At 69.7% G+C, this 22,525-nt stretch carries 23 protein-coding genes; 18 read left to right on the forward strand and 5 right to left on the reverse strand.

Annotated elements, in window-relative coordinates; all coding sequences use genetic code 11:
• A complete protein-coding gene (locus JOE67_RS08885) occupies positions 1–1,065 on the reverse strand; it encodes an AAA family ATPase (protein WP_204975205.1) in 1,065 nt (354 codons plus the stop codon).
• A gap of 92 nt (positions 1,066–1,157) precedes the next feature.
• On the opposite strand from JOE67_RS08885, the gene JOE67_RS08890 reads away from it, so the two are divergent.
• Positions 1,158–1,481, forward strand: coding sequence for a hypothetical protein (locus tag JOE67_RS08890; protein WP_204975206.1), 324 nt, complete (start codon positions 1,158–1,160; stop codon positions 1,479–1,481).
• A gap of 142 nt (positions 1,482–1,623) precedes the next feature.
• Here the strand turns inward: JOE67_RS08890 and JOE67_RS08895 are convergent, their stop codons facing one another.
• Both JOE67_RS08895 and JOE67_RS08900 read right to left on the reverse strand, forming a co-directional pair.
• Positions 1,624–2,325, reverse strand: coding sequence for a Pr6Pr family membrane protein (locus JOE67_RS08895; protein WP_204975207.1), 702 nt, complete (start codon positions 2,323–2,325; stop codon positions 1,624–1,626).
• A gap of 33 nt (positions 2,326–2,358) precedes the next feature.
• Positions 2,359–3,288 carry a DMT family transporter gene (locus JOE67_RS08900; RefSeq protein WP_204975208.1) on the reverse strand — a complete coding sequence of 310 codons (930 nt, stop codon included), beginning with the start codon at positions 3,286–3,288 and terminating at the stop codon, positions 2,359–2,361.
• Between the two features lie 222 nt (positions 3,289–3,510).
• Between JOE67_RS08900 and JOE67_RS08905 the strand changes: the two genes are divergently transcribed.
• The 7 genes from JOE67_RS08905 (at position 3,511) to JOE67_RS08935 (ending at position 10,946) form a co-directional block, all read left to right on the forward strand.
• The gene (locus JOE67_RS08905; RefSeq protein WP_204975211.1) at positions 3,511–4,797 is read left to right on the forward strand and encodes an adenylosuccinate synthase; all 1,287 of its coding nucleotides are present in this window, start codon (positions 3,511–3,513) and stop codon (positions 4,795–4,797) included.
• Between the two features lie 113 nt (positions 4,798–4,910).
• A complete protein-coding gene (locus tag JOE67_RS08910) occupies positions 4,911–6,017 on the forward strand; it encodes a lactonase family protein (RefSeq protein WP_204975213.1) in 1,107 nt (368 codons plus the stop codon).
• 179 nt (positions 6,018–6,196) lie between these two features.
• Positions 6,197–7,606, forward strand: a complete 1,410-nt coding sequence (locus tag JOE67_RS08915) for a dihydrolipoyl dehydrogenase family protein (RefSeq protein WP_204975215.1) — start codon at positions 6,197–6,199, stop codon at positions 7,604–7,606.
• Positions 7,607–7,781: 175 nt separating this feature from the next.
• Positions 7,782–8,603: an ABC transporter ATP-binding protein gene (locus tag JOE67_RS08920; RefSeq protein ID WP_204975216.1), complete on the forward strand. Its 822-nt coding sequence runs from the start codon at positions 7,782–7,784 to the stop codon at positions 8,601–8,603.
• A complete protein-coding gene (locus tag JOE67_RS08925; RefSeq protein WP_204975219.1) occupies positions 8,600–9,277 on the forward strand; it encodes an ABC transporter permease in 678 nt (225 codons plus the stop codon). Before JOE67_RS08920 ends, JOE67_RS08925 begins: the two co-directional genes overlap by 4 nt.
• The gene (locus JOE67_RS08930) at positions 9,274–10,002 is read left to right on the forward strand and encodes an ABC transporter permease (protein WP_204975221.1); all 729 of its coding nucleotides are present in this window, start codon (positions 9,274–9,276) and stop codon (positions 10,000–10,002) included. Before JOE67_RS08925 ends, JOE67_RS08930 begins: the two co-directional genes overlap by 4 nt.
• Before the next feature lie 20 nt (positions 10,003–10,022).
• Positions 10,023–10,946 (forward strand): ABC transporter substrate-binding protein, encoded by a 924-nt coding sequence (locus tag JOE67_RS08935; protein ID WP_204975223.1) that lies wholly within the window; start codon positions 10,023–10,025, stop codon positions 10,944–10,946.
• Positions 10,947–11,005: 59 nt separating this feature from the next.
• Here JOE67_RS08935 and JOE67_RS08940 read toward each other — a convergent pair whose 3' ends face one another.
• A complete protein-coding gene (locus tag JOE67_RS08940) occupies positions 11,006–12,316 on the reverse strand; it encodes an AI-2E family transporter (RefSeq protein WP_204975225.1) in 1,311 nt (436 codons plus the stop codon).
• Positions 12,317–12,410: 94 nt separating this feature from the next.
• Between JOE67_RS08940 and JOE67_RS08945 the strand changes: the two genes are divergently transcribed.
• The 7 genes from JOE67_RS08945 (at position 12,411) to JOE67_RS08975 (ending at position 17,855) form a co-directional block, all read left to right on the forward strand.
• Positions 12,411–12,758 carry a hypothetical protein gene (locus JOE67_RS08945; RefSeq protein ID WP_204975227.1) on the forward strand — a complete coding sequence of 116 codons (348 nt, stop codon included), beginning with the start codon at positions 12,411–12,413 and terminating at the stop codon, positions 12,756–12,758.
• 4 nt (positions 12,759–12,762) lie between these two features.
• Positions 12,763–13,068, forward strand: a complete 306-nt coding sequence (locus JOE67_RS15660) for a chorismate mutase (RefSeq protein WP_204975230.1) — start codon at positions 12,763–12,765, stop codon at positions 13,066–13,068.
• Positions 13,069–13,322: 254 nt separating this feature from the next.
• The gene (locus tag JOE67_RS08955) at positions 13,323–14,216 is read left to right on the forward strand and encodes an SIS domain-containing protein (protein ID WP_204975232.1); all 894 of its coding nucleotides are present in this window, start codon (positions 13,323–13,325) and stop codon (positions 14,214–14,216) included.
• Positions 14,217–14,247: 31 nt separating this feature from the next.
• A complete protein-coding gene (locus tag JOE67_RS08960) occupies positions 14,248–15,234 on the forward strand; it encodes an ROK family protein (protein ID WP_204975234.1) in 987 nt (328 codons plus the stop codon).
• A complete protein-coding gene (locus JOE67_RS08965; RefSeq protein WP_204975235.1) occupies positions 15,231–16,199 on the forward strand; it encodes a 1-phosphofructokinase family hexose kinase in 969 nt (322 codons plus the stop codon). Before JOE67_RS08960 ends, JOE67_RS08965 begins: the two co-directional genes overlap by 4 nt.
• Complete coding sequence (locus tag JOE67_RS08970) at positions 16,196–17,062, forward strand: class II fructose-bisphosphate aldolase (RefSeq protein WP_204975236.1); 867 nt, start codon at positions 16,196–16,198, stop codon at positions 17,060–17,062. Before JOE67_RS08965 ends, JOE67_RS08970 begins: the two co-directional genes overlap by 4 nt.
• Positions 17,063–17,081: 19 nt before the next feature.
• A complete protein-coding gene (locus JOE67_RS08975; RefSeq protein ID WP_204975237.1) occupies positions 17,082–17,855 on the forward strand; it encodes a DeoR/GlpR family DNA-binding transcription regulator in 774 nt (257 codons plus the stop codon).
• 150 nt (positions 17,856–18,005) lie between these two features.
• On the opposite strand, the gene JOE67_RS08980 is transcribed toward JOE67_RS08975, so the two are convergent.
• Positions 18,006–18,719: a phosphotransferase gene (locus tag JOE67_RS08980; protein ID WP_204975238.1), complete on the reverse strand. Its 714-nt coding sequence runs from the start codon at positions 18,717–18,719 to the stop codon at positions 18,006–18,008.
• A 277-nt stretch (positions 18,720–18,996) separates the two neighbouring features.
• Between JOE67_RS08980 and JOE67_RS08985 the strand changes: the two genes are divergently transcribed.
• The 3 genes from JOE67_RS08985 (at position 18,997) to JOE67_RS08995 (ending at position 22,407) form a co-directional block, all read left to right on the forward strand.
• Positions 18,997–19,989 (forward strand): carbohydrate ABC transporter permease, encoded by a 993-nt coding sequence (locus tag JOE67_RS08985; protein WP_204975239.1) that lies wholly within the window; start codon positions 18,997–18,999, stop codon positions 19,987–19,989.
• On the forward strand, positions 19,989–20,945 hold the full coding sequence (locus tag JOE67_RS08990; RefSeq protein WP_204975240.1) for a carbohydrate ABC transporter permease: 957 nt from the start codon (positions 19,989–19,991) through the stop codon (positions 20,943–20,945). Before JOE67_RS08985 ends, JOE67_RS08990 begins: the two co-directional genes overlap by 1 nt.
• A gap of 97 nt (positions 20,946–21,042) precedes the next feature.
• Entirely contained in the window at positions 21,043–22,407 is a 1,365-nt protein-coding gene (locus JOE67_RS08995) for an extracellular solute-binding protein (protein ID WP_204975249.1), read from the forward strand.
• Positions 22,408–22,525: the final 118 nt, after the last annotated feature.

The following is a 22,525-nucleotide window of genomic DNA, read 5'->3' on the forward strand; positions in this document are numbered from 1 at the left end:
TTACGGCGTGGGGACCGACGCGAAGATCTCGTCGATGATGTCTTCGCTGCGCACGCCCTCGGCATCGGCCTCGAACGTCAGCAGCACGCGGTGACGCAGCACGAGGTGGCGGAGCGACCGCACGTCCTCGGGCAGCACGTGCGTGCGCCCGTTGAGCAGAGCAAGGGCCCGCGACGCCTGCAGGAACGCGATGCTCGCGCGTGGGCTCGCTCCGTACTTGATGAACCGGGCGCGCTCCTCGCCGATGTACGGCGCCGGGTTGCGGGTCACGTAGGCCAGCTGAACGATGTAGTTGCGGATCGCGGGGTCGATGTACACGCGCGACGCGATGTCCTGCAGGTCGTGCACGTCATCGAGGCTGATCGCGCCGGGCACGTGCCGGTCGGGGTCGAGCGCGCCGGAGTCGATGCGGTTGAGGATCTCGAACTCCTCGGCGGGGCTCGGATACTCGACGATCGCCTTCAGAAGGAAGCGGTCCATCTGCGCCTCGGGCAGCTCGTACGTGCCCTCCTGCTCGATCGGGTTCTGCGTCGCGATGACCAGGAACGGCCGGGGAAGCGGATGCACCTCGCCGCCGATCGTCGTCTGGCGCTCCTGCATCGCCTCGAGCATCGCCGACTGGGTCTTGGCGCTCGAGCGGTTGATCTCGTCGAGCAGCACGAAGTTCGCGTGCACAGGGCCGAGCACCGTGCGGAAGCTGCCCGTCGCGGCGTCGTAGATCTGGCTGCCGGTGATGTCGCTCGGCAGCAGGTCGGGAGTGCACTGGATGCGCTTGAAGCTCGCCTTCACCGTGTCGGCGAGGGTGCTCGCGGCGGTCGTCTTCGCGAGCCCGGGCACCGATTCGAGCAGGATGTGCCCGCCCGCGATCAGCGCGACCAGCAGGCTCATCCGCAGGCGATCCTGCCCGACCATCTTCGTCGCGTACGAGTCGGAGATGACGGTGAGGATGCGCTGTGCGCGGGCGAGGTCGTCGTTCGAGAGCGGCGCTGCGCCGGCGGGCGCAGCGGGCAGGGGCGGCGGGGGCGGCGCCGATGAGGTCGACTCGGAAATCGGGAACTCAGACATCTCTCACTCCTCGTGCGCCTCAGGGATGCGTCGACGACCGAAGACCCCCGGTCAAGGGTAACCGCCCAGCTCCTGCGCGAGAGGATGGAGGGATGCCCCGCCTCACCCCTGCTCTCGCCCTTACTGCCCTTCTGACTCTCGGACTCGTCGGCTGCGCGGCACCGGCCGCCGATGAGACGGCACCGGATGCCTCGCCTTCGGCATCCGCTCCCGACCTCACGGTGGATGCGCACGGCGGCGCCGTCGTCACGCTCTCGACGATCGGCGGCACCCTGAACATCGCCGGCGTCCGCAGCGCGACGCTGGTGAAGAACTCCGTCGGCGGCGACCTGCTCTGCGCCGACGGCGTGCAGGCGAACGGCGACGGCAACTCGGTCGCCGGTGACGTGACGGGCACCTGCTCCCGGGTGGCCTAGCGTCTCGCAGGGCCTGACGCTTCCCGAGTGGGCCGGCTCCGCCGGGTTGCGCGGCCGAGAGGTCGAAAAGGCACCGCTACGGCGCGCTTCCGGTGCTTTTGTGACCTCTCGGGCGGGCCGGCGCAACCCGCGAAGCCTGGCGTCAGCGAGACGCGCGGGCCTCGGCGCGGCGGCGAGACCACCAGATCACCCCGGCGCCGACGGCGATGATCGCCACGGCGATGCCGACGATGTAGCCGGCGACCCCGAGGTAGCCGCCGGGAGTGAGGTGCGGGTCGAGGAACGGATACGGATACCAGTACGGGGCGCCGCTGCCCGGTGAGGTCACGAGGTTCGCGCGCATCAGGGTGTAGATCGCCCAGGCGATCGGGAACGCCGCGATGACCCCGAGGGCGGGCCAGCTCAGCATCCGGCGCTTCGGCGCGAGCAGCACATCAACCAGCAGGAACAGCGGGATGACGACGTGCAGCACCTCGTTCGACCACGGCACCGTCGAACCCTGCGGCAGCTCGATGCCCCTCAGCAGCACGTTGTACACGATGCCGGTCGTGATCATGTACGTCGCGACGCAGGCGAGCATGACGGCGAGCCAGCGGGGCTCGCGAGTGACCTCCCGGCCCGAGGTCCACGCCCAGACGGCGGCGACGAGCAGCATGATCGCGGCCGCGAGATTCGAGAGCACGGTGAAGAAGCTGAAGAAGTTCACCGCGACGGTGGGCAGGTGCGACCCCCATTCCGTCGTCGACTGCGCGGCGTTGGTCAGGGTGCGAGTCAGCTGGGCGATGATCGCGGCGAATCCGAGGAGGGATGCTGTGAGCCGAGCCCACGGCCACCAGGTCGTCATGCTCGAACTCTAGCGACCAGCAGCCGCGAGCGGTCAGGTGCGCCGACGCCAGCGGGTGCGGGTCACGAGCACTCCCAGCAGGCACAGCGCACCGCCGAGCAGCATCAGCGGGGTAGGCACCTCGCCGAGGATCATCCACGACAGCAGGATCGCGATCGCCGGCACGACGTAGGTCGTCGCCGAAGTCTGGCCGGCAGAGCTGCGCTGCAGCACGTACGCCCAGGTGGTGAAGGCGATGGCGGTGGGGAAGATGCCGAGGTAGACCACCCACAGCGTCGCGTCGACCGGTGCGGTGTGCAGCGCCACGACGAGGCGCCCCGTCCACGGCAGCAGCGCGACGGTTCCCGCGGCGGCGCCGAGCCAGGTGAGCGTGGTCGAGTCGGCGCCCGAGGTGAGCAGGTGCTTCTGCAGCAGCGTGCACCCCGCGTACATGACCGCCGCGAGCAGCGCCAGCAGCAGCCCGGTGACGTCGACCCCGGCATCCGTCCGCGAGTTCATCCCGATCAGCACGACGCCGACGAAGGCGATCGGCGCACCGATGATCAGCGGACGGGGGAAGCCTTCGCGAAGGAACAGGCCGCTGAACACGACCACCATGAGAGGCGCGAGGTTGACGACCATCGCGGCCGTTCCCGCATCGAGCGTGAGCTCGGCGGCGTTGAGCGCGAGGTTGTAGACGCAGAACCAGCCGACCCCCCAGACCGCCACCAGCCACCAGTGCCGTCGCTCGGGAAGCCGGATGCCGCGGCGCAGCGCGATGAGCGTGAGCACGGCCGTGCCGACCGCCATTCTCAGCAGCGCGAGCGCACCCGGCTCGTAATGCGGACCGGCGCCGCGGATGCCGATGAACGCGGATGCCCAGAGAACGACCGTCACGAGCGCGGCGAGCAGCACGAGCGGTCCGCTCGACCGTGGCGCCCCGGAGGGCGCGACGCGGGTGACGGGGTCGGTGGATGCGGGCATGCTCCGATCGTCGCAGGTGCCGCCGACATCGGGCGAGCACGCTCAGCGACAGCATCCGTCGCATTCCTGCCACCCGGCCGCGGCGGACGCGGCGGCGCGTCACGCGCAGACCCGCCCGGATGCCCTGAAAGGGCTCTCCGATAGGATGGTCTCGCCCGATCAGGGCCAGCTCATCTGCCGGTGCAAACCCGGCGAAAGCGTGCAGCACCAGGGGGTACACGCATGCCAGGAATCGTGATCGTCGGCGTCCAGTGGGGCGACGAGGGCAAGGGCAAGGCCACCGACCTTCTCGGTGAGCGCACCGACTGGGTGGTCAAGTTCAACGGCGGCAACAACGCCGGCCACACCGTCGTCATCGGCGACGAGAAGTACGCGCTGCACCTGCTGCCGTCCGGCATCCTGAGCCCCGGCGTCAACGCCGTGATCGGCAACGGCGTCGTGGTCGACCTGGCCGTGCTCTTCCAGGAGCTCGACGCGCTCGACGCGCGCGGCGTCGACACGTCGCGTCTGAAGATCAGCGCCAACGCGCACATCATCACCGCGTACCACCGCACGCTCGACAAGGTCACCGAGCGCTTCCTCGGCAACCGCCGCATCGGCACCACCGGCCGCGGCATCGGCCCGGCCTACGCCGACAAGATCAACCGCGTCGGCATCCGCGTGCAGGACCTGTTCGACGAGAACATCCTGCGCCAGAAGGTCGAAGGCGCCCTCGACCAGAAGAACCACCTGCTGGTCAAGGTCTTCAACCGCCGCTCGATCACCGTCGACGAGATCGTCGACGACCTGCTCGGGTACACCGAGCGGCTGCGCCCGATGGTCGCCGACACCGGCCACCTGGTCGACGAGGCGCTCAACCGCGGCGAGGTCGTCGTGTTCGAGGCCGGTCAGGCGACCATGCTCGACGTCGACCACGGCACCTATCCCTTCGTGACCTCGTCGACCGCGACGGCCGCGGGCGCGGCATCCGGATCCGGCGTCGGACCCAACCGCCTCGACCGCATCGTCGGCATCGTGAAGGCCTACACCACCCGCGTCGGATCGGGTCCGTTCCCGACCGAGCTCGACGACGAGGTCGGCGAGTGGCTGCGCAAGACCGGCGGCGAGTACGGCACCACCACCGGGCGCGAGCGCCGCACGGGCTGGTACGACGCCCCCATCACCCGCTACGCGACCCGCGTCAACGGCATCACCGACATCGTGCTCACCAAGCTCGACGTGCTCACCGGCCTCGAGCAGATCCCGGTGTGCGTGGCCTACGACGTCGACGGCACCCGCTTCGACGAGGTGCCCGTCAACCAGACCGACTTCCACCACGCCAAGCCGATCTACGAATCGTTCCCCGGCTGGAGCGAAGACATCTCGAAGGCGCGCACGTTCGACGAGCTGCCGCAGAACGCGCGAGACTACGTGCTGACGCTGGAGAAGATGAGCAACACCCGCATCTCGGTGATCGGCGTGGGTCCGGCCCGTGACCAGGTCATCGTGCGCCACGACCTGATCGACTGAGCGGGCTCGGTTCGCGGAATGCACCACTTGCCGTCGAGCGCACCACCTGCCGATGTCGGGAAGTGGTGCATCCGACGCGAAGTGGTGAGCTCGGCGAGCGGAGAGGACGACGCATGACGCGCTTCTGGGTCGGCGGGTACGGTGCCGACATGGACGGGGATGCCGAGGGCATCGGCCTCCTGTCGGTCGATGACGGCCGCGGACCGTCGACGCTCAGGTACCGCGGGGTCGCGGCAGGCGTGGCATCCGCCTCGTGGCTCGCAGCGCACCCCACGCTCGACGTCGTCTACGCCGCACTCGAGGGCGAGGGCACTGTGCAGGCGTTCGCGCGCTCGGGCGAAAGCGAGCTGCGCCCACTCGGCCGGCCTCTGCGTGCCGGCGACGGGGTCTGTCACCTCTCGGTCTCGCCCGGAGGACGGATGCTCGTCGCCAGCTGCTACGGCGACGGGCGAGTCGTGCGCTTCGGCATCGCCGACGACGGCGCGCTGGTTCCCGCCGGGGTCGACAAGGCGGCGGCTCTGCGCGCCGCGCTCTTCGGGGAGACGGATGCGGCGGACGGTGCGGATGCCGATCCGCAGCGCGCCCGCGACCCGCACCCCACGCCCACGGGCGATGAACCGCGCCAGTCGCACGCGCACGCCGCCGTGTTCCTGCGCGACGGGCGCATCGCCACAACCGACCTCGGGTTCGATCTGGTGCGCATCTGGCGCGCGTCGGGGCAGGCGCTCGCACTCGACCACGAGGTCGTGCTGCCACGGGGAACGGGCCCCAGGCACATGGTGCTGCACCCCAGTGGCCACCTGCACGTGGTGACCGAGTACTCGTGCGAGGTGTTCACCCTGGCATCCGCCCGAGACGGCAGCTGGGGGCTCGTCTCGGCTACCCCCGCATCGCCGATCGCGCAGGTCGGCGTCGACTTCCCGGCCGAGCTCGCCGTGTCGCGCGACGGCGACACCCTGTACACCGCGCTGCGCGGCAGCAACACCCTCGCGGCTCTGCGCGTGCGCGGCGGAGGAGAGGTGCTCGAGCCGCTCGCGCTCGCCGATGCGGGCGTCGACTGGCCGCGCCATCACCTCGTCTACGACGGCACCCTGCTGGTGTCGGGGCAGCGGTCGGGCACGGTCAGCGTGGTCGACCTCGACGAGCGCACCGGCGCTCCGCGCGATGTGCGCCACGTCACCCAGGCGCCCACGCCGACCGTGATCATCCCGGCGCGCTGAGGCGCGGGTGACTGGCTGAGGTGCGCGCGGCCTGTCGGTCACAACTCAGGAGATCTGCGGCCCGAAGGGCTGATTCCGACCGGAAGCGGCGCCGACCGCCGTGTTCTTCCTGAGTTGCGAACCCGCGAATCGCGTGTCAAGCCCCGGCGGAGATCCGCTCCGTCGGCGAGACTGGCGGAATGAGCGACGAATACGACCTCATCGTCCTGGGCGCAGGCCCCGTCGGCGAGAACGTGGCAGATCGAGCAGTGCAGGGCGGGCTGACCGTCGTGATCGTCGAGAGCGAGCTCGTCGGCGGCGAGTGCTCGTACTGGGCCTGCACCCCGTCGAAGGCGCTGCTGCGGCCGATGCAGGCGCTGCGTGCTGCGCAGCACGTGCGCGGCGTCGACGGCGGTACCATCACGCCCGCCGAGGTGCTGGCACGACGCGATGACTTCGTCTCGAACTGGTCTGACGACGGCCAGGTGACCTGGCTGCGAGACGCGGGCATCGACCTCGTACGGGGCCACGGGCGGCTCACCGCCGAACGCGAGGTCACCGTGACGACGGCGGACGGCGAGCGGGTGCTGCGGGCCAGGCACGCTGTGGCCATCGCGACGGGGTCGGATGCGGTGATCCCGGGCATCCCGGGTCTTGCCGAGGCCTCTCCGTGGACGAGCCGCGAGGCGACAGGCGCGGACCACGTGCCCGAATCGCTCGCGGTCATCGGCGGCGGAGTGGTCGGCGTCGAGATGGCTACGGTCTACGCGGGGCTCGGTTCGGCGGTGACGCTGATCGCCAGGCACGGACTGCTCGAGCGCATGGAGCCGTTCGCCGGAGAGCGGGTCGTCGAGGGGCTTCGCGGCCTGGGCGTCGACGTGCGGCTGAACAGCAGCACGTCCTCCGTGCGGCGCGAAGGCGACCGGGTCACGCTGACTCTCGACGGCGGCGACGAGATCACGGCGGCGGAGGTGCTGGTGGCGACGGGGCGCCGTCCGCGCAGCGCCGACATCGGGCTCGAGGTCGCGGGGCTCGAGCCTGGCCGGTCGATCGAGGTCGACGACACGATGCGCGTGCCGGGCAGCGACTGGCTGTACGCGGTCGGCGACGTCAACGGCCGGGCACTGCTCACGCACCAGGGCAAGTACCAGGCGCGTGCCGCCGGCGATGTGATCGCGGCCCGCTCGCGCGGCGAGGTCGTCGCAGACGGCCCGTGGGGCCGTCATGTCGCGACGGCCGATCACGCCGCAGTGCCGCAGGTCGTGTTCAGCGAGCCCGAGGTCGCCTCGGTCGGGCTGACGGCGGATGCCGCGCGCGAGTCCGGCCGTGAGGTCGAGGTGGTCGACTACGACCTCGGCTGGGTCTCGGGCGCCGGGCTGCATGCCGACGGCTACCAGGGGCAGGCGCGGATGGTGGTCGACACCGAGCGCGAGGTGGTCGTCGGCGCGACCTTCGTAGGTGCCGACGTCGCCGAGATGCTGCAGGCGGCGACGATCGCCGTCGCGGGCGAGGTGCCGATCAGCCGGCTCTGGCACGCCGTGCCGGCGTATCCGACGATGAGCGAGATCTGGCTGCGGCTGCTCGAGGAGTTCGGCAGGCAGTCGGCGTGATCGCGAACCAGGCTGCGCGCCGCGCAGCCAATCCGCTGCGCGGGCGGCTCCGAACCGGAGTCGTGGACCGGGAATCTCTGTGCGAGCCAGCCGGAATGTCCGACCCGTCGCCTACGCTCGAAGGGATGCCAGGAGGTACGTGCATGAGAGCTGTCCCCGCAGGAGTCGCGAGCCGATGATCGAGTTCCGATCGGTCACCAAGACGTTCCCCGATGGCACGCGCGCCGTCGACGACTTCAGTCTTGTCATCCCGTCGCACAAGACGACCGTGTTCGTCGGGTCGTCCGGATGCGGCAAGACCACGCTGCTGCGCATGATCAACCGCATGGTCGAGCCGACCTCGGGCGAGGTCGAGATCGACGGGGAGAGCGTGCTCGGCGGCGATCCGGTCGCGCTGCGCCGGCGCATCGGCTACGTCATGCAGAACTCCGGTCTCATGCCGCACTTCACCGTGCTCGACAACGTCGCCACGGTGCTGCGGCTCACGGGCGTCTCGCGGCGCGACGCCCACGCGCGTGCGCGCGAGATGCTCGACACGGTCGGCCTCGATCGGTCGCTCGCCGATCGCTATCCGAGCCAGCTCTCGGGCGGTCAGCAGCAGCGCGTCGGCGTCGCCAGAGGGCTCGCCGCCGATCCGAACATCCTGCTGATGGATGAGCCGTTCGGCGCGGTCGACCCCATCGTCCGGGCCGATCTGCAGCAGGAGCTGGTCCGCCTGCAGGTCGAAATCGACAAGACCGTCGTCTTCGTCACCCACGACATCGACGAGGCCTTCCTGCTCGGCGATCAGGTCGTGATCCTCGACCGCGGGGCGCGGATCGTGCAGGTGGGCAGCCCCAGCGAGATCATCGAGAACCCGGCGGATGCCTTCGTCGAGGCGTTCATCGGCGCCGAACGAGGCCGCCGTGCACTGACGGTCAAGCAGACGCCGAACGGCGCGGTCGTCGTCGACTCGGAGGGGCGCACGCAGGGGCGCCTGGTGGAGGACCCGGAATGAGCTGGGTGGTGGACAACCTGGGGCTCATCGTCGAGCTCACGGTGATCCACCTGCGCCAGAGCCTGATCCCCATCCTGCTGGGCCTGCTGCTGTCAGTCCCGCTCGGCTGGGTCGCGTGGCGCTACCGTCTGGTGCGTGGCCCGGTCATCGTGCTGACCGGGCTGCTGTACACGATCCCCTCGCTCGCCCTGCTGATCCTCATGCCGGCGGCGCTCGGGTACTCGGTGATCAGCGAGAAGAACCTCATCGCCGCACTGACCATCTACGCCGTGGCGATCCTCGTGCGCGCGGTCGCCGACGGTCTCGAGTCGGTCGATGCCGACGTGCTGCAGGCGTCGACGGCGATGGGCTACGCCGCGCCGCGGCGCTTCTTCGCCGTCGAGCTGCCGCTCGCGGGCCCCGTGATCCTCGCCGGGCTGCGGGTGACGGCCGTGTCGACGATCTCGCTCGCGACCGTCGGCATCCTCATCGGCGTCACGAATCTCGGCTACCTGTTCACCAACGGGCAGCAGCGAAGGCTCATCCCCGAGGTGCTCGCCGGTGTCGTCGCGGTGGTCGTCATCGCCCTGGTCGTCGATCTCGTCCTCGTGCTCGCGGGGCGCATGCTCATGCCGTGGACGCGCGCGGCGACCATCCGGACCCGCGGAGCCCGGCTGAAGGCGGTGGGCGCATGAACCTCTTCGCCGACGCGTTCGCCTGGCTGTTCTCGCCCGACCGGCTCGAGGGCACGTACGCGCTGCCGACCCTGCTCGGCCAGCACCTTCTGTACACGATCGTCTCGGTGGTGGTCGCCGCCGCAATCGCCCTGCCTGCCGGGTGGCTCATCGGGCACACCGGCCGAGGCCGCGAGATCGCCGTCGCCATCTCGGGTGCCGCGCGCGCCATCCCGTCGTTCGGTCTGCTGGTGCTGCTGGTGCTCGTGCTCGGCATCCTGCAGACACCGCTCGCCGCTGTCATCACCTTCGTGCTGCTCGCCATCCCGTCCCTGCTCGCCGGCGCGTACACCGGGCTCGAGGCGATCGACCGCCGAGTGATCGACGCCGCGCGGGCGATGGGCATGACCGAGTGGCAGATCTTCACCAAGGTCGAACTGCGCCTCGGCCTCCCGCTGCTGATCGGGGGCCTGCGCTCTGCGCTGCTGCAGGTGATCGCCACCGTCACCATCGCCGCGTACGTCAACCTCGGCGGACTCGGGTGGCCCATCATCCAGGGCATCCCCCTCAGCCGATTCGACCAGGTGCTCGGCGGGGCGATCCTCGTGGCCGCTCTCGCCCTCATCGTCGACCTTCTCATGGCGCTCGCGCAGCGAGCTGCCGTGCCCAGGGGTCTGCGCGCCCCGGCATCCCGAACCCCTTCCTCCAGGTCACGCGCTCGCCGCGTGGCATCCGCTCCCGCCTGATCCCCACCGAAAGGCACGTCATGTCCACCCACAGCAAGACCCGCACCGCTCTCACCGCCGGTGTCGCCGTCATCGCCGCTCTCGCGCTCGCCGGGTGCGGATCGAACGCCAACCCGCTCGACAAGCCGACCGGCGACACGGGCGGCGACAAGGGCGGCGACACGATCGTCGTCGGCTCGCAGGCGTACTACTCGAACGAGATCATCGCCGAGATCTACGCCCAGGGGCTCGAAGACGCCGGCTTCACGGTCGAGCGCAAGTTCAACATCGGCCAGCGCGACGCGTACATGCCCGAGGTCGAGTCGGGCAACATCGACGTCTTCCCCGAGTACACCGGCAACCTGCTCGAGTTCCTCGACAAGGAGGCGACGGCCACCAGCCCCGACGACGTCTTCGCCGCCCTCAAGGACGCACTGCCCGACGAGCTCACCGCGCTGCAGTTCGCCGACGCCAGCGATCAGGACACCTACACGGTGCTGAAGTCGTTCGCCGACGAGAACGAGCTCACCACGATCGCCGACCTGTCGAAGCTCAAGGAGCCGGCCACGATCGGCGCCGCCCCCGAGTTCGAGCAGCGGCCCTACGGTCCGGCCGGCGCGAAAGACGCGTACGGCATCGACCTGAAGTTCTCGGCGACCGGTCAGGGCACGCTCGACGCGCTGCTCGCCGGCACCGTGCAGGTCGCCGACATCTACACCGCAGACCCGGCCTTCAAGACCCAGGACATCGTCGCTCTCGAAGACCCCGAGAACATGATCCTCGCGTCGAACGTCGTGCCGATCGTCTCGAGCGACATCGCAGACAAGGTTGGCGATGTGCTCGACGGCATCAGCGCCGAGCTGAGCGCCGAAGACCTCGTCGACATGAACGTGCAGAGCACGGTCGACGAGAAGTCGGCGCCGGAGATCGCCAAGGCCTGGCTGAAGGACAAGGGCCTCATCTGATCTTCAGCTGAGACCGGAAGAGGCCGGGTGGGTTCGCCCACCCGGCCTCTTCCGTGCTTTCAGACCCGCTCGTCCTGTCGGGGGATGAAGATCTGGTTCAGGACGATGAGGATGGATGCCGTGGCCGGCACCGCGACGAGGGCTCCGAGCAGGCCCAGTAGGGTGCCGCCGACCAGCGCGCCGATCACGACGAGCAGGCCCGGCACCGAGACCGTGCGGTTCATCACCTTCGGGGTCAGCACGTATGCCTCGATCTGGATGTAGATCAGGTACACGACGCCGAAGATGAGCGCGTTGACGGGGTTGGCGAGCACCGCGACGACGGTGCCGATGGCGAGGAAGAGAAGCGGACCGACCAGGGGGATCAGCGTCACGAGGAATGCGACGACCGCCATCAGCGGCGGGAACGGAAGCCCCAGGATCAGGTACAGCACCAGGGCCATCATCGAGTTCGCGAACGCCAGGATGACCATGCCCTGCACGTACCCGCCCACCGACTCGGTGATCTGATCGACGATGTCGCGAGCCTGCTGGCGCTTGCGTGCCGGGGCCAGTCGCAGCGTCGCGGTGATGATGCCGGGAAGGCCGGCGACGAAGTACAGCGTCAGCACGAAGACGATCACGAAGGCCGAGATGCCTTCCGCGATCGATGTGCCGACCTTCAGGGCGCCGCCGCCCAGAGCCGTCAGCGTCTTGCCGTCGGTGAGCAGCTTCTCGCCATCGGAGAGCAGCTTGCCGATCTGGTCTCCGAACTGCTTCTCGAGCAGCAGGTACAGGTCGGTGTGCATGAACTGGTCGACGACCTCTGGCACCGACTTCACGAACGACGCGACCTGTTCGACGACGATCGGCACGATCATGACGAGCACGAGACCCACGGCCACGACCAGCGCGACGATCACAGTCGCGACGCTGAGGCCGCGGGAGAGGCCGCGTCGCTCGAGCAGGCGCACGGCCGGGTTCAGACCCAGAGCGGCGAACAGGGCGAACGCGACGTACACGAGCACCGTCGAGAGGTTGGTGAGCGCGATCGCCAGCAGGAAGGCCGACAGCCCGCCGAGCGTCAGCAGGAAGCCGAGGCGGAACGGCCTGTCCATGCGTGTCCAGGTCGAACGGCGCGGGGTGGGCGCATCGGCAGGAGACGGATGCGCAGCGGCTTCCGCCGCCTCCGCCGCCTTGATGGCGCCGGTCGTCGCCCCGGTCTCGGCAGCCGCCGCCGCGTCAGCCGAGGTCGCCGCGGCGTCGGCCTGCGCGGCCGCCCCGACCTCGGCGGCCTGAGCGGCGTCGGCCGCCCGAGCTGCTCGGGAGGAGGCGCGCGACTCGGCGCTGTCGCCGCGGCCGGTGGGCGACGACGGATCTTCGATGCTCATGGCGAATACTCTAGGGCGGCCGCCCATCGCGCCCTGTCATACCCACGCGGGGTTGACTATCGTGAGAAGTGCGACCGAGTATCTGGAGGATCTCATGTCCGACGAACACGCACACGACGCATCCGAACCCGTCGAGGGCTCGTACACCGACGCCGATCACGCCGACGGAACGGCGGTCGCGCATCACGCCGACACGCGCCCCGGTCAGGTCGACGGCGAGTACACCGATGGCGTCTACTCGGCCGATGGTCGCGAGGTGCACCACCCCCACCACGGCGAGGGACAGTACACCGACGCCGACCTGACTGAGAGCGGCAGGCCGGATGCCTCGGCAGAGCACCGCGCCAGCCGCCTGGTCGAAGAGGACGAAGGCGAGTACACCGACGGCACGTACCCCGGTGACGACACCCACACCGGTCGCACCGACGCCGGGCACAGCTGACGCTGTGGGAACGGACGACGCGCAGGCGGCGCGCGCAGAACTGCTGCGCCTGCGAGCCAGCATCGACAACATCGACGCCGCACTGATCTTCATGCTCGCCGAGCGGTTCCGCTGCACGCAGCAGGTCGGCAGGCTCAAGGCCGAGCACGAGATGCCCGCATCCGACCCCGGCCGCGAAGAGCAGCAGACCGCTCGGCTGCGCGCGCTCGCCGAAGAGGCGCACCTCGATCCGGAGTTCGCCGAGAAGTGGTTCAACTTCGTGGTGGCCGAGGTCATCCGGCACCACACTGAGGCGGCCGAGAACCGCTGATTCGCGGCGTCCTGCAGAGGCTGGGCGTTCACAACTCAGGAAACCCGGGCCACCTCTGCCCGTCGCGGCGTGCCCGCCGCCAGTTCCGGCCGGATTCTCCTGAGTTGTGATTGCTTGATCGCCGTGATCCGAGAGCCGGTGACCCGGGGCGGCAGGGAGGCCCATACCCGCGGCGCTTCAGTGGACGCACTTTCCATGGCACAATATGATCGTTAGAACGAATAAGCGTCACAATCTTGCATCCAGGAGTTGCCATGACCACCACCGCCGGCGCGCACATGCGCGCGGAGCTCACCTCGCAGCCTGAGACCTGGGCGCGCGCCGCCGCGATGCGCGACGAGCAGGCTCTGCTTCCGGCATCCGGCGCCCGCATCGCCGTCGTCGGCTGCGGCACCTCGTGGTTCATGGCCCAGTCCTACGCCGCGCTGCGCGAGACCGCCGGTCACGGCGAGACCGACGCTTTCACGGCCTCCGAGTTCCCGTTCGGGCGCAGCTACGACGCGATCGTCGCGCTCACCCGCTCCGGTACGACGACCGAGGTGCTCGAGCTGACCGAGCGCGTCACGGGCGCCACTCCTGTCATCGCCGTCGTCGGCGACACCACCTCGCCGCTGGTCGACCTGGCCGACACCGTGATCGGGCTGCCCTTCGCCGACGAGCAGTCAGTCGTGCAGACCCGCTTCGCCACCACCGCGCTCGCGCTGTTCCGCGCCTCGCTCGGTGAGGACCTCGACGGCGCGATCGCCGACGCACAGGCCGTGCTCGAGGGCACGGACGATGCGGCGCTCGCCGAGGCCGAGCAGTACAGCTTCCTCGGCATGGGCTGGGCCATGGGGCTCGCACATGAGGCCGCCCTGAAGATGCGCGAGTCGTCGCAGTCGTGGACCGAGTCGTACAGCTCGATGGAGTACCGCCACGGCCCGATCGCGATCGCCGCCCCCGGCCGCATCACCTGGCAGCTGGGTGCCGCGCCCGACGGCCTGCAGGCGCAGGTCGAGGCGACGGGAGCACGTTTCGTGCAGCACGCGATCGACCCGATGGCCGACCTCGTCCGGCTGCACCGCGTCGCTCTCGACCGGGCCGTCGCGAAGGGCCTCGACCCCGATCAGCCGCGCAACCTCACCCGCTCGGTGATCCTCGACGACTGACCCCGGCCCGAACCGACGACGGAGCACGCGCATGTCCGATGAGAGCGGCATCCCCGAGGTGATCAGCGACGAATCAGGCGAGCGGCTCGCGCGCGCCGTGACGATCGGCGCTGGCGTGCCCGTGCTCGCCTTCGACGTCGGCGGCACCGACATCAAGTCGGCGCTGTTCGACGCCGACGGCACGGCTCTCGGGCTGCGCCGCACGCCCACTCCGGCCGGCGGCGACGACAGCCCCGCGCGCCTGATCGACCGGCTCGCTGAACTGTCGGATGAGCTGCGTGCACAGCATCCGGACGTCGTGCCAGAGGCGATCGGCCTCGTCGTACCGGGCATCGTCGACCCCGAGCGCGGGATCGGCGTGTTCAGCAGCAACCTCGGCTGGCGCGACGCGCCGATGCGCGACCTGATGGCCGCCCGATTCGGGATGCCCGTGGCCTTCGACCACGACGTGCGGATGGCGAGCTGGGCCGAGCACGTGCTCGGCGGCGCTCGCGACTACGCGAACGCGGTCGTGCTGATCATCGGCACCGGCATCGCCGGGGCGCTGCTCATCGACGGACGCCCGTACACCGCCGGCGGCTACGCGGGCGAGATCGGTCACTCGCCCATCGGGGAATGGCCCTGCCCGTGCGGCGCACGCGGATGCCTCGAAGCCGTCGCCTCGGCCGGTGCGATCTCGCGCCGCTATACCGATGCCACCGGCGAGGTCGTCGACGGGGCGCGCGAGGTCATCGCCCGTGCCGCCGCCGGAGACGAGACGGCAGCGGGCATCTGGAACGACGCACTCGACGCGCTCACCATGTCGATCGCGCAGCTGACTGCGGTGATCGCGCCGCAGGCCGTGGTGATCGGCGGCGGGCTGTCGCGCGCCGGCGGCGCGCTGTTCGACGAGCTGCGCGCCCGTCTCTCCGATCGCCTGAGCTTCCACCGCATCCCCGAGCTGGTGCCGGCCGAGCTGTCGGGCAACGCAGGGATCCTCGGATCGGCGCTGCGCGCCAGGCAGGCGGCTCGCGCATGATCATCACCGTCACGCCGAATCCGGCGCTCGATCTCACCTGGCACGTCGCGTCGCTCGCCGTCGGCGGCACGCACCGGGCCGATGCCGGGCAGGTGCGTGCCGGAGGCAAGGGCCTCAACGTCGCACGGGTCGCGCACGCGCAGGGTGCGCCGGTGGTCGCGGTGACGACCGCAGGCGGAGCGACCGGCGCGGAGTTCGCGTCTGAGCTCGGGTCGTCGGGCGTGCCGCGCGTGCTCGTTCCGGTCGAGGCGGCGACGCGCCGCAGCGTCGCCCTGGTCGATGAGTCCCTCGGCGACACGACGGTCGTCAACGAGCGGGGCGTCGCTCCTTCCGCGTCCGAGTGGCAGGCGCTTCGGGATGCCGTCGCCGCTGCCCTCGCCGGCCCGCATCCCGCCGGCCCCGCGCGGGTGCTGGTGATCTCGGGGAGCCTGCCTCCCGGCATCCCGGACGACGCGCTGCCCGGCCTGATCCGCCTCGGCCGCGCCGCCGGCGTGACGGTGATCGCCGACACGTCGGGACCTGCGCTGCTCGCGGCGGCGGATGCCGGGGCATCCGTTCTCAAGCCCAACGAGCACGAGCTGCGCGACGCGACCGGTCTCGACGACCCGATCGACGGCGCACGCGAGCTGATCCGCCGCGGCGCCGAGCTCGTGCTTCTCTCGCTCGGGGCTGAGGGGATGCTGGCCGTCTCGCCCACGGCATCCGGCGGCCTCTCGGTGCTGCACGCCCGCCTCGGCGAGCCGCTTGCCGGCAACCCGACGGGGGCGGGGGATGCCGGCGTCGCGGCGTGCGCCGTGCTGATGGACGCCGGCGTTCAAGACCCGGCGCAGATCCTGCGCCGCGCGACCGCCTGGTCGGCCGCGGCGGTGCTCATGCCGCTCGCCGGCTCGATCCACCCGTCCTGGCCCGACCTCGAGGCCGCCCTCACGCTCACCGACCGCAACAACCCGAAGGAGATCCGATGACCCTCGCATCCGCACGCGAACTGATGCGGTCGGCCGCATCAGCCGGCACCGGCATCGGCGCGTTCAACGTGATCCACCTCGAGACGGCAGAGGCGCTCGTCTCGGCGTCCGAGCGCGCCGGCCTGCCGGTCATCCTGCAGATCTCGCAGAACTGCGCCGACTACCACGGCGGCCTCGAGCCGATCGGCTGGGCCACGCTCGCCATCGCCCGCCGCGCCAAGACACCCGTCGCCGTGCACCTCGATCACGCCGAGCGCCCCGAGCTCGTCGATGAGGCCATCGAGCTCGGCTTCGGGTCGGTCATGTTCGACGGCGGCAAGCTCGAGTACGAGCAGAACGTCGAGATCACCGCAGCCGTGGCATCGCGCGCCCGCGCCGCCGGCGTCTACATCGAGGCCGAGCTGGGCGAGGTGGGCGGCAAGGACGGCGCTCACGCCCCTGGAGTGCGCACCGACCCCGACGAGGCCCGCGCGTTCGTCGAGGCCACCGGCGTCGACTCGCTCGCGGTCGCGGTGGGCTCGTCGCACGCCATGCTCGATCGCTCGGCATCGCTCGACATCGACCTGATCGCACGCCTCAAGAGCGCCCTCCACGGCATCGGCCGCACCGGCTGCGACATCCCGCTCGTGCTGCACGGCTCGTCCGGTGTCTCAGACGACGTGATCGTGCAGGCCGTGCGCGCCGGAATGACGAAGATCAACGTCTCGACCCACCTGAACGGCTTCTTCACGCGGGCGATCCGCGAGACGCTCGCCGCCGATGAGAAGCTCGTCGACTCGCGCAAGTACCTGACGCCGGCGCGTGAGGCGGTCGCCGAGGAAGCGGCCCGCATGCTGCGCCTGTTCGCCCTCGTGGCGGACTGAGTGTCAGACTGAGCCCGACATGAAGCGCGCCGCCCGACTCACCGCCATCCTCGATCTGCTCGCCGCCCAAGGTGAGGTGAGCGTCGACGAGCTCGTCGAGCGCTTCGGCGCGTCGGCAGCCACCACCCGCCGCGACCTCGACAGCCTCGCCGAGCGCCGGCTGCTGACGCGCACGCACGGCGGGGCGGTGGCCCAGTCGGTCGCGTACGAGCTGCCCATCCGGTACCGCAGCCACCACGGCACGGGAGCGAAGGAGCAGATCGCGGCGGTCGCCGCTGCACTCGTCGAGCCCGGCCAGGTCGTCGGGCTCTCGGGCGGCACGACCACCAACGCGATCGCCACCGCGCTCGCCGCCCGCGACGACCTCGCAGACCACGGCCTCACGGTCGTCACGAACGCCGTCAACATCGCCGCCCAGTTGGCGATGCGCCCCGAGTTCAAGGTCGTCGTCACCGGCGGCGTGATCCACCGCCGCAGCTTCGAGCTCGTCGGCCCCTTCGTCGAGCAGCTGCTCGGGGGCATCCGGCTCGACATCGCCTTCATCGGCGTCAATGGCCTGTCGGCAGAAGCCGGCGGCAGCACGCACGACGAGGCCGAGGCCGCCGTCAACCGCCTGATGGCCGCGCGCGCCGCCCGCGCCGTGATCGTCGCCGACGCCTCGAAGATCGGACGCACGGCTTTCGCGCACGTCGGCGGCGCCGAGCTGTTCCCGCTCGTGATCACCGACCCCGCCGCGACCGGCGATCAGCGCGCGACGCTCGAAGGTGCCGGCTTCGAGGTGCGGACCGGCTGACCCGGCCGGTCGCGCATCGTCACGACGGTCGGCGCCCGGTCCGCGCGTTCACAACTCAGGAGAACCTGGCCGGATCCTGCCTTCCAGCGACCGATGAGGGCCAGATCCGCACATGCGACCTGAACTGCGAACGTGCCGCCATCCGCACGCTCACCCCGCCCACCGCCTGAGCTGAGCGGTGAGCCGCTCGAAGTACTCCGGCGGGCCCGCCTGCCGGAACCACAGCCACAGCTCGGCGGCGTGGATCGGCGCCCACGCGCGGGCCTCGGCGGGGTCGGCGCCGTACCCCTCGACCAGTGCGTCGAACGAACGAGGGTCCTTCTGCGCGGCGCCCCACGCCGCACGAGAAAGCTCGCGCATCGGGTCGCCCGCATGCGCGGCCTCCCAATCGACGATCGCCGTGATCTCTCCGTCGACCGCGAGCACGTTCGCATCGGTCCAGTCACCGTGGCAGAAGACCTCCGGATGCCGCTCCGGAATCGCCAGAGGCAGAGGCGGACCGCCGGCGTCGCGATAGCGCCGGACGATCAGCGCATCGTCCGGCGCACCAGGCAGCCCCGGCGGAACAGGAAGCGCGTGCAGGCGGCGCAGGAGTGAAGCCGAGGTGCGAAGCGCCGCGACCCGTGCATCCGGTGTGCCGGCGTCGAGACGCTCGCCTGGCAGCAGAGTCATCAGGATCGCCCCCGGCTCGACCGAGACGATCTCGGGCACCGGAAGGCCGCTGCCCTGCAGCGCGCGAAGCGCCGTCACCTCGGTGTCGTGACGCGTGCGGTCGCGCATCCGCTTCTCGACGAGCAGCCGCCCGTCGCGTCGAAGCACCCGCACGCTGCCGACCGCGCCCTGCAGCACGAGGTGAGTCGACACGGGCCCGCCTTCACGGTCAGGAGATCGGCACCCGTCGGCGGTCGTCGTGCGGTAATCCCGTCTGACCAGCCCCGAGAACAACCCCTGCGGGCGCCATTCCGCTAATGATGCACGTCTGTGAGCCGCCTGGCAAGGGCCGTCCTGAAAGCGCAACGCGACAGTAGCGTCTGGTCATGCACACGTGCCAGTCGTCCCCCGTCGCGCTCTGTCGTGCGCGCGCCGGCGCAGCGGATGCCCTCGTCGTGGCGCGTGGGTGCGAATACGGCGGGAGCGGCAGATGAGCATAACGACGACGCCGGAGGCACTCGTCCCGGCAGAGCAGCAGGCCCAGAAGAAGCGGCGATGGTTCCGGCGCGGTCCGAAACCGGCGCGCGACCGCTACAACAAGCGCGAGGCGATCGCCGGGTACCTCTTCATCACGCCGTGGATCATCGGGTTCCTGGTGTTCACCGCAGGCGCGATGATCTACAGCCTGTACATCTCGTTCAGCAACTACAACCTCGCCACCAACACCGCCCGCCCGGTCGGCATCGACAACTACGCCGAGCTGTTCGACGACCCGCGCGTGATGGTGTCGCTCGGCAACACCCTGTTCTACGTTGTGATGGCGGTGCCTCTGGAAATCATCTTCGCGCTCGTGCTGGCCATGCTGCTCAATCGGGTTGGTCGCGGTGCCGGTGTCTTCCGCACCCTGTACTACCTGCCCAAGATGACCCCCGCGGTCGCGACGGCCGCGGTGTTCTTCCTGCTGCTGAACGGCAACACCGGCGTGATCAACGAGTTCCTGCGCCTCTTCGGCATCGAAGGGCCCCAGTGGCTGGTCGACCCGGCATGGGTCAAGCCCAGCATCGTGATCATGACGCTGTGGACGGTCGCCGGGACCATGGTGATCTTCCTCGCGGCGCTGAAGAACGTGCCGACCGAGCTGTACGAGGTGGCGTCGCTCGACGGCGCCGGCAGTGTGCGCAAGTTCTTCTCGATCACCCTGCCGATGATCTCGGGCGCCATGTTCTTCAACGTCATCGTGCTGTCGATCGCGGCGTTCCAGATCTTCGACCAGGCGTACCTGCTGTTCTGGCGTGACCAGAGCAACTCATCGCCCGAGGCGTCGCTGTTCTACGCGATCTACCTGTTCCAGCAGGCTTTCCGGCAGTTCAACTTCGGGTTCGCCGCGGCCATGGCCTGGCTGCTTTTCGTGATCATCATGGTCATCACGGTCATCCAGGTGAAGTTCGGCAACCGCTTCGTCTACTACGAGGGAGACCGCTGATGGCGACGCCGCTTCAGAATCTGCCCCGCCGGAGCGACGGCGAGAGGCCAGACCCGTCGACGGTCGTGAACACGGTGCCGAAGCGCTCGAAGTGGCGCCGCAGCATGAGCCAGCCGCGCAGCTTCGCCGCGCGGATCGTGCTGACGATCATCCTCGTCGGCTTCGGGCTGCTGTTCCTCTACCCGTTCGCGTGGCTGCTCGCGGCGAGCTTCAAGCCCCGCGGCGAGGTGTTCGACAACTCGCTGATCCCGAAGACGTTCGTTCCCGAGAACTACATCGAGGTGTGGAACCAGCTGCCGCTGATGAGCTGGCTCTGGAACAGCGTCGCGATCGCCCTGCTCGCCGCCACCGCGGTGGCCGTGTCGAGCTCGATCGTCGCCTTCGGCTTCGCGTACTTCAAGTTCCCCGGGCGGGGGCTGCTGTTCGGCCTGGTGCTCGCGACCATGATGCTGCCCGGCGCCGTGACCATGATCCCGATCTACCTGATCTGGAAGGAGACTGGGCTGCTGGGCACCTGGGTGCCGCTGTGGGGCATGAACCTGTTCGGCTCGGCCTTCTACATCTTCCTGCAGCGCCAGTTCTATCTCGGGCTGCCTCGCGAGCTGTTCGAGGCCGCGCGCCTCGACGGCGCGAGCTACTGGGGCCTGTTCTGGCGCATCGCGATGCCGCTGTCGGTGCCGTCGTTCGTGATCGTGTTCCTGTTCGAGTTCCAGGCGAGCTGGAACAACCTGTACTCGGCGCTGATCTACCTGAACGCCGGCTCTGTCGACGAGTTCACCGCGCCGCTCGGCATCGCCTACGCCATGACCAAGTACAGCCCGACGGCCGGCGGCCACGGCGACTACCAGTACGTGATGGTCGCTTCACTCATCGTCACGGTGCCGATGCTCATCCTGTTCGCGTTCGGGCAGCGGTACTTCATCGAAGGCGTCGCGACGCAGGGGCGCAAGGGCTGAACAGGGCCGGCGTATCACAGCATCCGGATGGGGAATCCGGGACGGGAGAGAACCGCGGCGGAGCACAGCGACCGCCGCCAGACCGAGAGGGAAGAAGATGCACAAGCGCATTCTGGGAATCGCGGCGATCGTCGCGGCATCCGCTGTCGTGCTCACCGGCTGCGGAGGGGGTGGGGATGCCTCTGACATGGCCGACGAGGTCGACTGGGGCGCCAAGGCCACCGGCGACCTGAAGGCCTGGGGATTCGAGAACGCCGACGATGTCGGACAGTCGCGTCTCGACTACGCTGCAGAGCAGCTGAAGGACGTCAAGGTCGACCTCGACGCGACGGCCTTCGACGCGCAGAAGTTCACCACGCGCCTCGCGGGCGGCAACGTGCCCGACGTCGTGCAGATGGACCGCCGGTACGTCACCACCTATGCGGCGCAGGGCCTCATCATGCCGCTCGACGAATGCCTCGACGAGCAGGACGTGAAGCCGCGCGAGCACTGGTACCCGTTCGTCGTCGACGACGTGACCTACGACGACGAGATCTGGGCGGTGCCGCAGTTCTACCAGCCGCCGGCGATCATGCTGAACAAGAAGGTGCTCGACGAGGCGGGGGTGAAGGCCGAGGACTTCGACACCTCCAAGCCCGACGTGCTGCTCGAGGCGATCGGCAAGATCTATCAGGAAGAGGGCGGGGTGCCCAAGCGGCTCGGCTTCGATCCGCAGGCCACCGGCCAGAGCGGACTGTGGATCCTCGGGATGGGCGGGCAGCTCAACGACGAGAAGGGCGCCCCGACGCTCGACGACGAGAGCAACATCGCGGGCATCGAGATGCTGAAGAAGATCACGGATGCCCAGGGCGGCTTCGCCGCGGTGAAGAGCTTCACCGACTCCTTCGACACGTTCGGCGACAACAACCAGTTCGTGGCCGAGCAGGTCGGCGGCCAGGTGAACGCGCAGTGGTATCCGAACGTGCTCTCGCCGTACATGGACAAGCTGCAGCTCGAGGCGGTGCCGTTCCGCGGAGCGGACGGTGAGCCCTTCTCGGTGGCATCCGGAACCGCGTTCGTCGTGCCGGCCGGGGCGAAGAACCCCGCCGCCGCGTGCGCGTGGATGGTCGACCTCACGTCGGACGACGCCTGGGCGGCAGCCGGCGAGGCGCGCGGCGAGACCCGCAAGAAGGACGGCGGAGTGAACACCGGCCTCTTCACCGGCTCTCCCGCCGCCGACAAGGCGATCCGCGACGAGTGGGTGGTCGAGAGCGGCAACGCCGGCTTCGACCAGGTGATCTCGACGTACTACGACGTGGTCGACTACGGCCAGTCGTTCGGGTCGTCGCCCGCTGGTCAGGAGATCCAGAACGAGCTCAACAATGCCATCACGGCGGCGCTGCTCGGCGACAAGTCGCCGGAAGATGCGCTGAAGGATGCCCAGAAGGCGGCGATGCGGGCATACGAGAACATCGAGAAGTGACGCCGGTCGCCGCGAGCTGAGGTCGCGGCGGCCGTAACGGGATCCGGATGCCTGTGTCTCGGGCATCCGGATTCTGCGTGCTTCACGGGGCTGCGCTGCGGGACGGAGCGACGGTCGA

The sequence above is a fragment of the Microbacterium esteraromaticum genome (assembly GCF_016907315.1).
GTDB lineage: Bacteria > Actinomycetota > Actinomycetes > Actinomycetales > Microbacteriaceae > Microbacterium > Microbacterium esteraromaticum.

Bases quoted from the DNA above. Each gene is read 5' to 3' on its own strand.
- JOE67_RS08925 (WP_204975219.1), top strand. From the start codon at position 8,600: ATGAGCTGGGTGGTGGACAACCTGGGGCTCATCGTCGAGCTCACGGTG.
- JOE67_RS08935 (WP_204975223.1), top strand. From the start codon at position 10,023: ATGTCCACCCACAGCAAGACCCGCACCGCTCTCACCGCCGGTGTCGCC.
- JOE67_RS08955 (WP_204975232.1), top strand. From the start codon at position 13,323: ATGACCACCACCGCCGGCGCGCACATGCGCGCGGAGCTCACCTCGCAG.
- JOE67_RS08920 (WP_204975216.1), top strand. From the start codon at position 7,782: ATGATCGAGTTCCGATCGGTCACCAAGACGTTCCCCGATGGCACGCGC.
- JOE67_RS08930 (WP_204975221.1), top strand. From the start codon at position 9,274: ATGAACCTCTTCGCCGACGCGTTCGCCTGGCTGTTCTCGCCCGACCGG.
- JOE67_RS08990 (WP_204975240.1), top strand. From the start codon at position 19,989: ATGGCGACGCCGCTTCAGAATCTGCCCCGCCGGAGCGACGGCGAGAGG.
- JOE67_RS08965 (WP_204975235.1), top strand. From the start codon at position 15,231: ATGATCATCACCGTCACGCCGAATCCGGCGCTCGATCTCACCTGGCAC.
- JOE67_RS08970 (WP_204975236.1), top strand. From the start codon at position 16,196: ATGACCCTCGCATCCGCACGCGAACTGATGCGGTCGGCCGCATCAGCC.
- JOE67_RS08975 (WP_204975237.1), top strand. From the start codon at position 17,082: ATGAAGCGCGCCGCCCGACTCACCGCCATCCTCGATCTGCTCGCCGCC.
- JOE67_RS08895 (WP_204975207.1), bottom strand. From the start codon at position 2,325: ATGACGACCTGGTGGCCGTGGGCTCGGCTCACAGCATCCCTCCTCGGA.
- JOE67_RS08915 (WP_204975215.1), top strand. From the start codon at position 6,197: ATGAGCGACGAATACGACCTCATCGTCCTGGGCGCAGGCCCCGTCGGC.
- JOE67_RS08905 (WP_204975211.1), top strand. From the start codon at position 3,511: ATGCCAGGAATCGTGATCGTCGGCGTCCAGTGGGGCGACGAGGGCAAG.
- JOE67_RS08985 (WP_204975239.1), top strand. From the start codon at position 18,997: ATGAGCATAACGACGACGCCGGAGGCACTCGTCCCGGCAGAGCAGCAG.
- JOE67_RS08890 (WP_204975206.1), top strand. From the start codon at position 1,158: ATGCCCCGCCTCACCCCTGCTCTCGCCCTTACTGCCCTTCTGACTCTC.
- JOE67_RS08945 (WP_204975227.1), top strand. From the start codon at position 12,411: ATGTCCGACGAACACGCACACGACGCATCCGAACCCGTCGAGGGCTCG.
- JOE67_RS08910 (WP_204975213.1), top strand. From the start codon at position 4,911: ATGACGCGCTTCTGGGTCGGCGGGTACGGTGCCGACATGGACGGGGAT.
- JOE67_RS08885 (WP_204975205.1), bottom strand. From the start codon at position 1,065: ATGTCTGAGTTCCCGATTTCCGAGTCGACCTCATCGGCGCCGCCCCCG.
- JOE67_RS08900 (WP_204975208.1), bottom strand. From the start codon at position 3,288: ATGCCCGCATCCACCGACCCCGTCACCCGCGTCGCGCCCTCCGGGGCG.
- JOE67_RS08995 (WP_204975249.1), top strand. From the start codon at position 21,043: ATGCACAAGCGCATTCTGGGAATCGCGGCGATCGTCGCGGCATCCGCT.
- JOE67_RS08960 (WP_204975234.1), top strand. From the start codon at position 14,248: ATGTCCGATGAGAGCGGCATCCCCGAGGTGATCAGCGACGAATCAGGC.
- JOE67_RS08940 (WP_204975225.1), bottom strand. From the start codon at position 12,316: ATGAGCATCGAAGATCCGTCGTCGCCCACCGGCCGCGGCGACAGCGCC.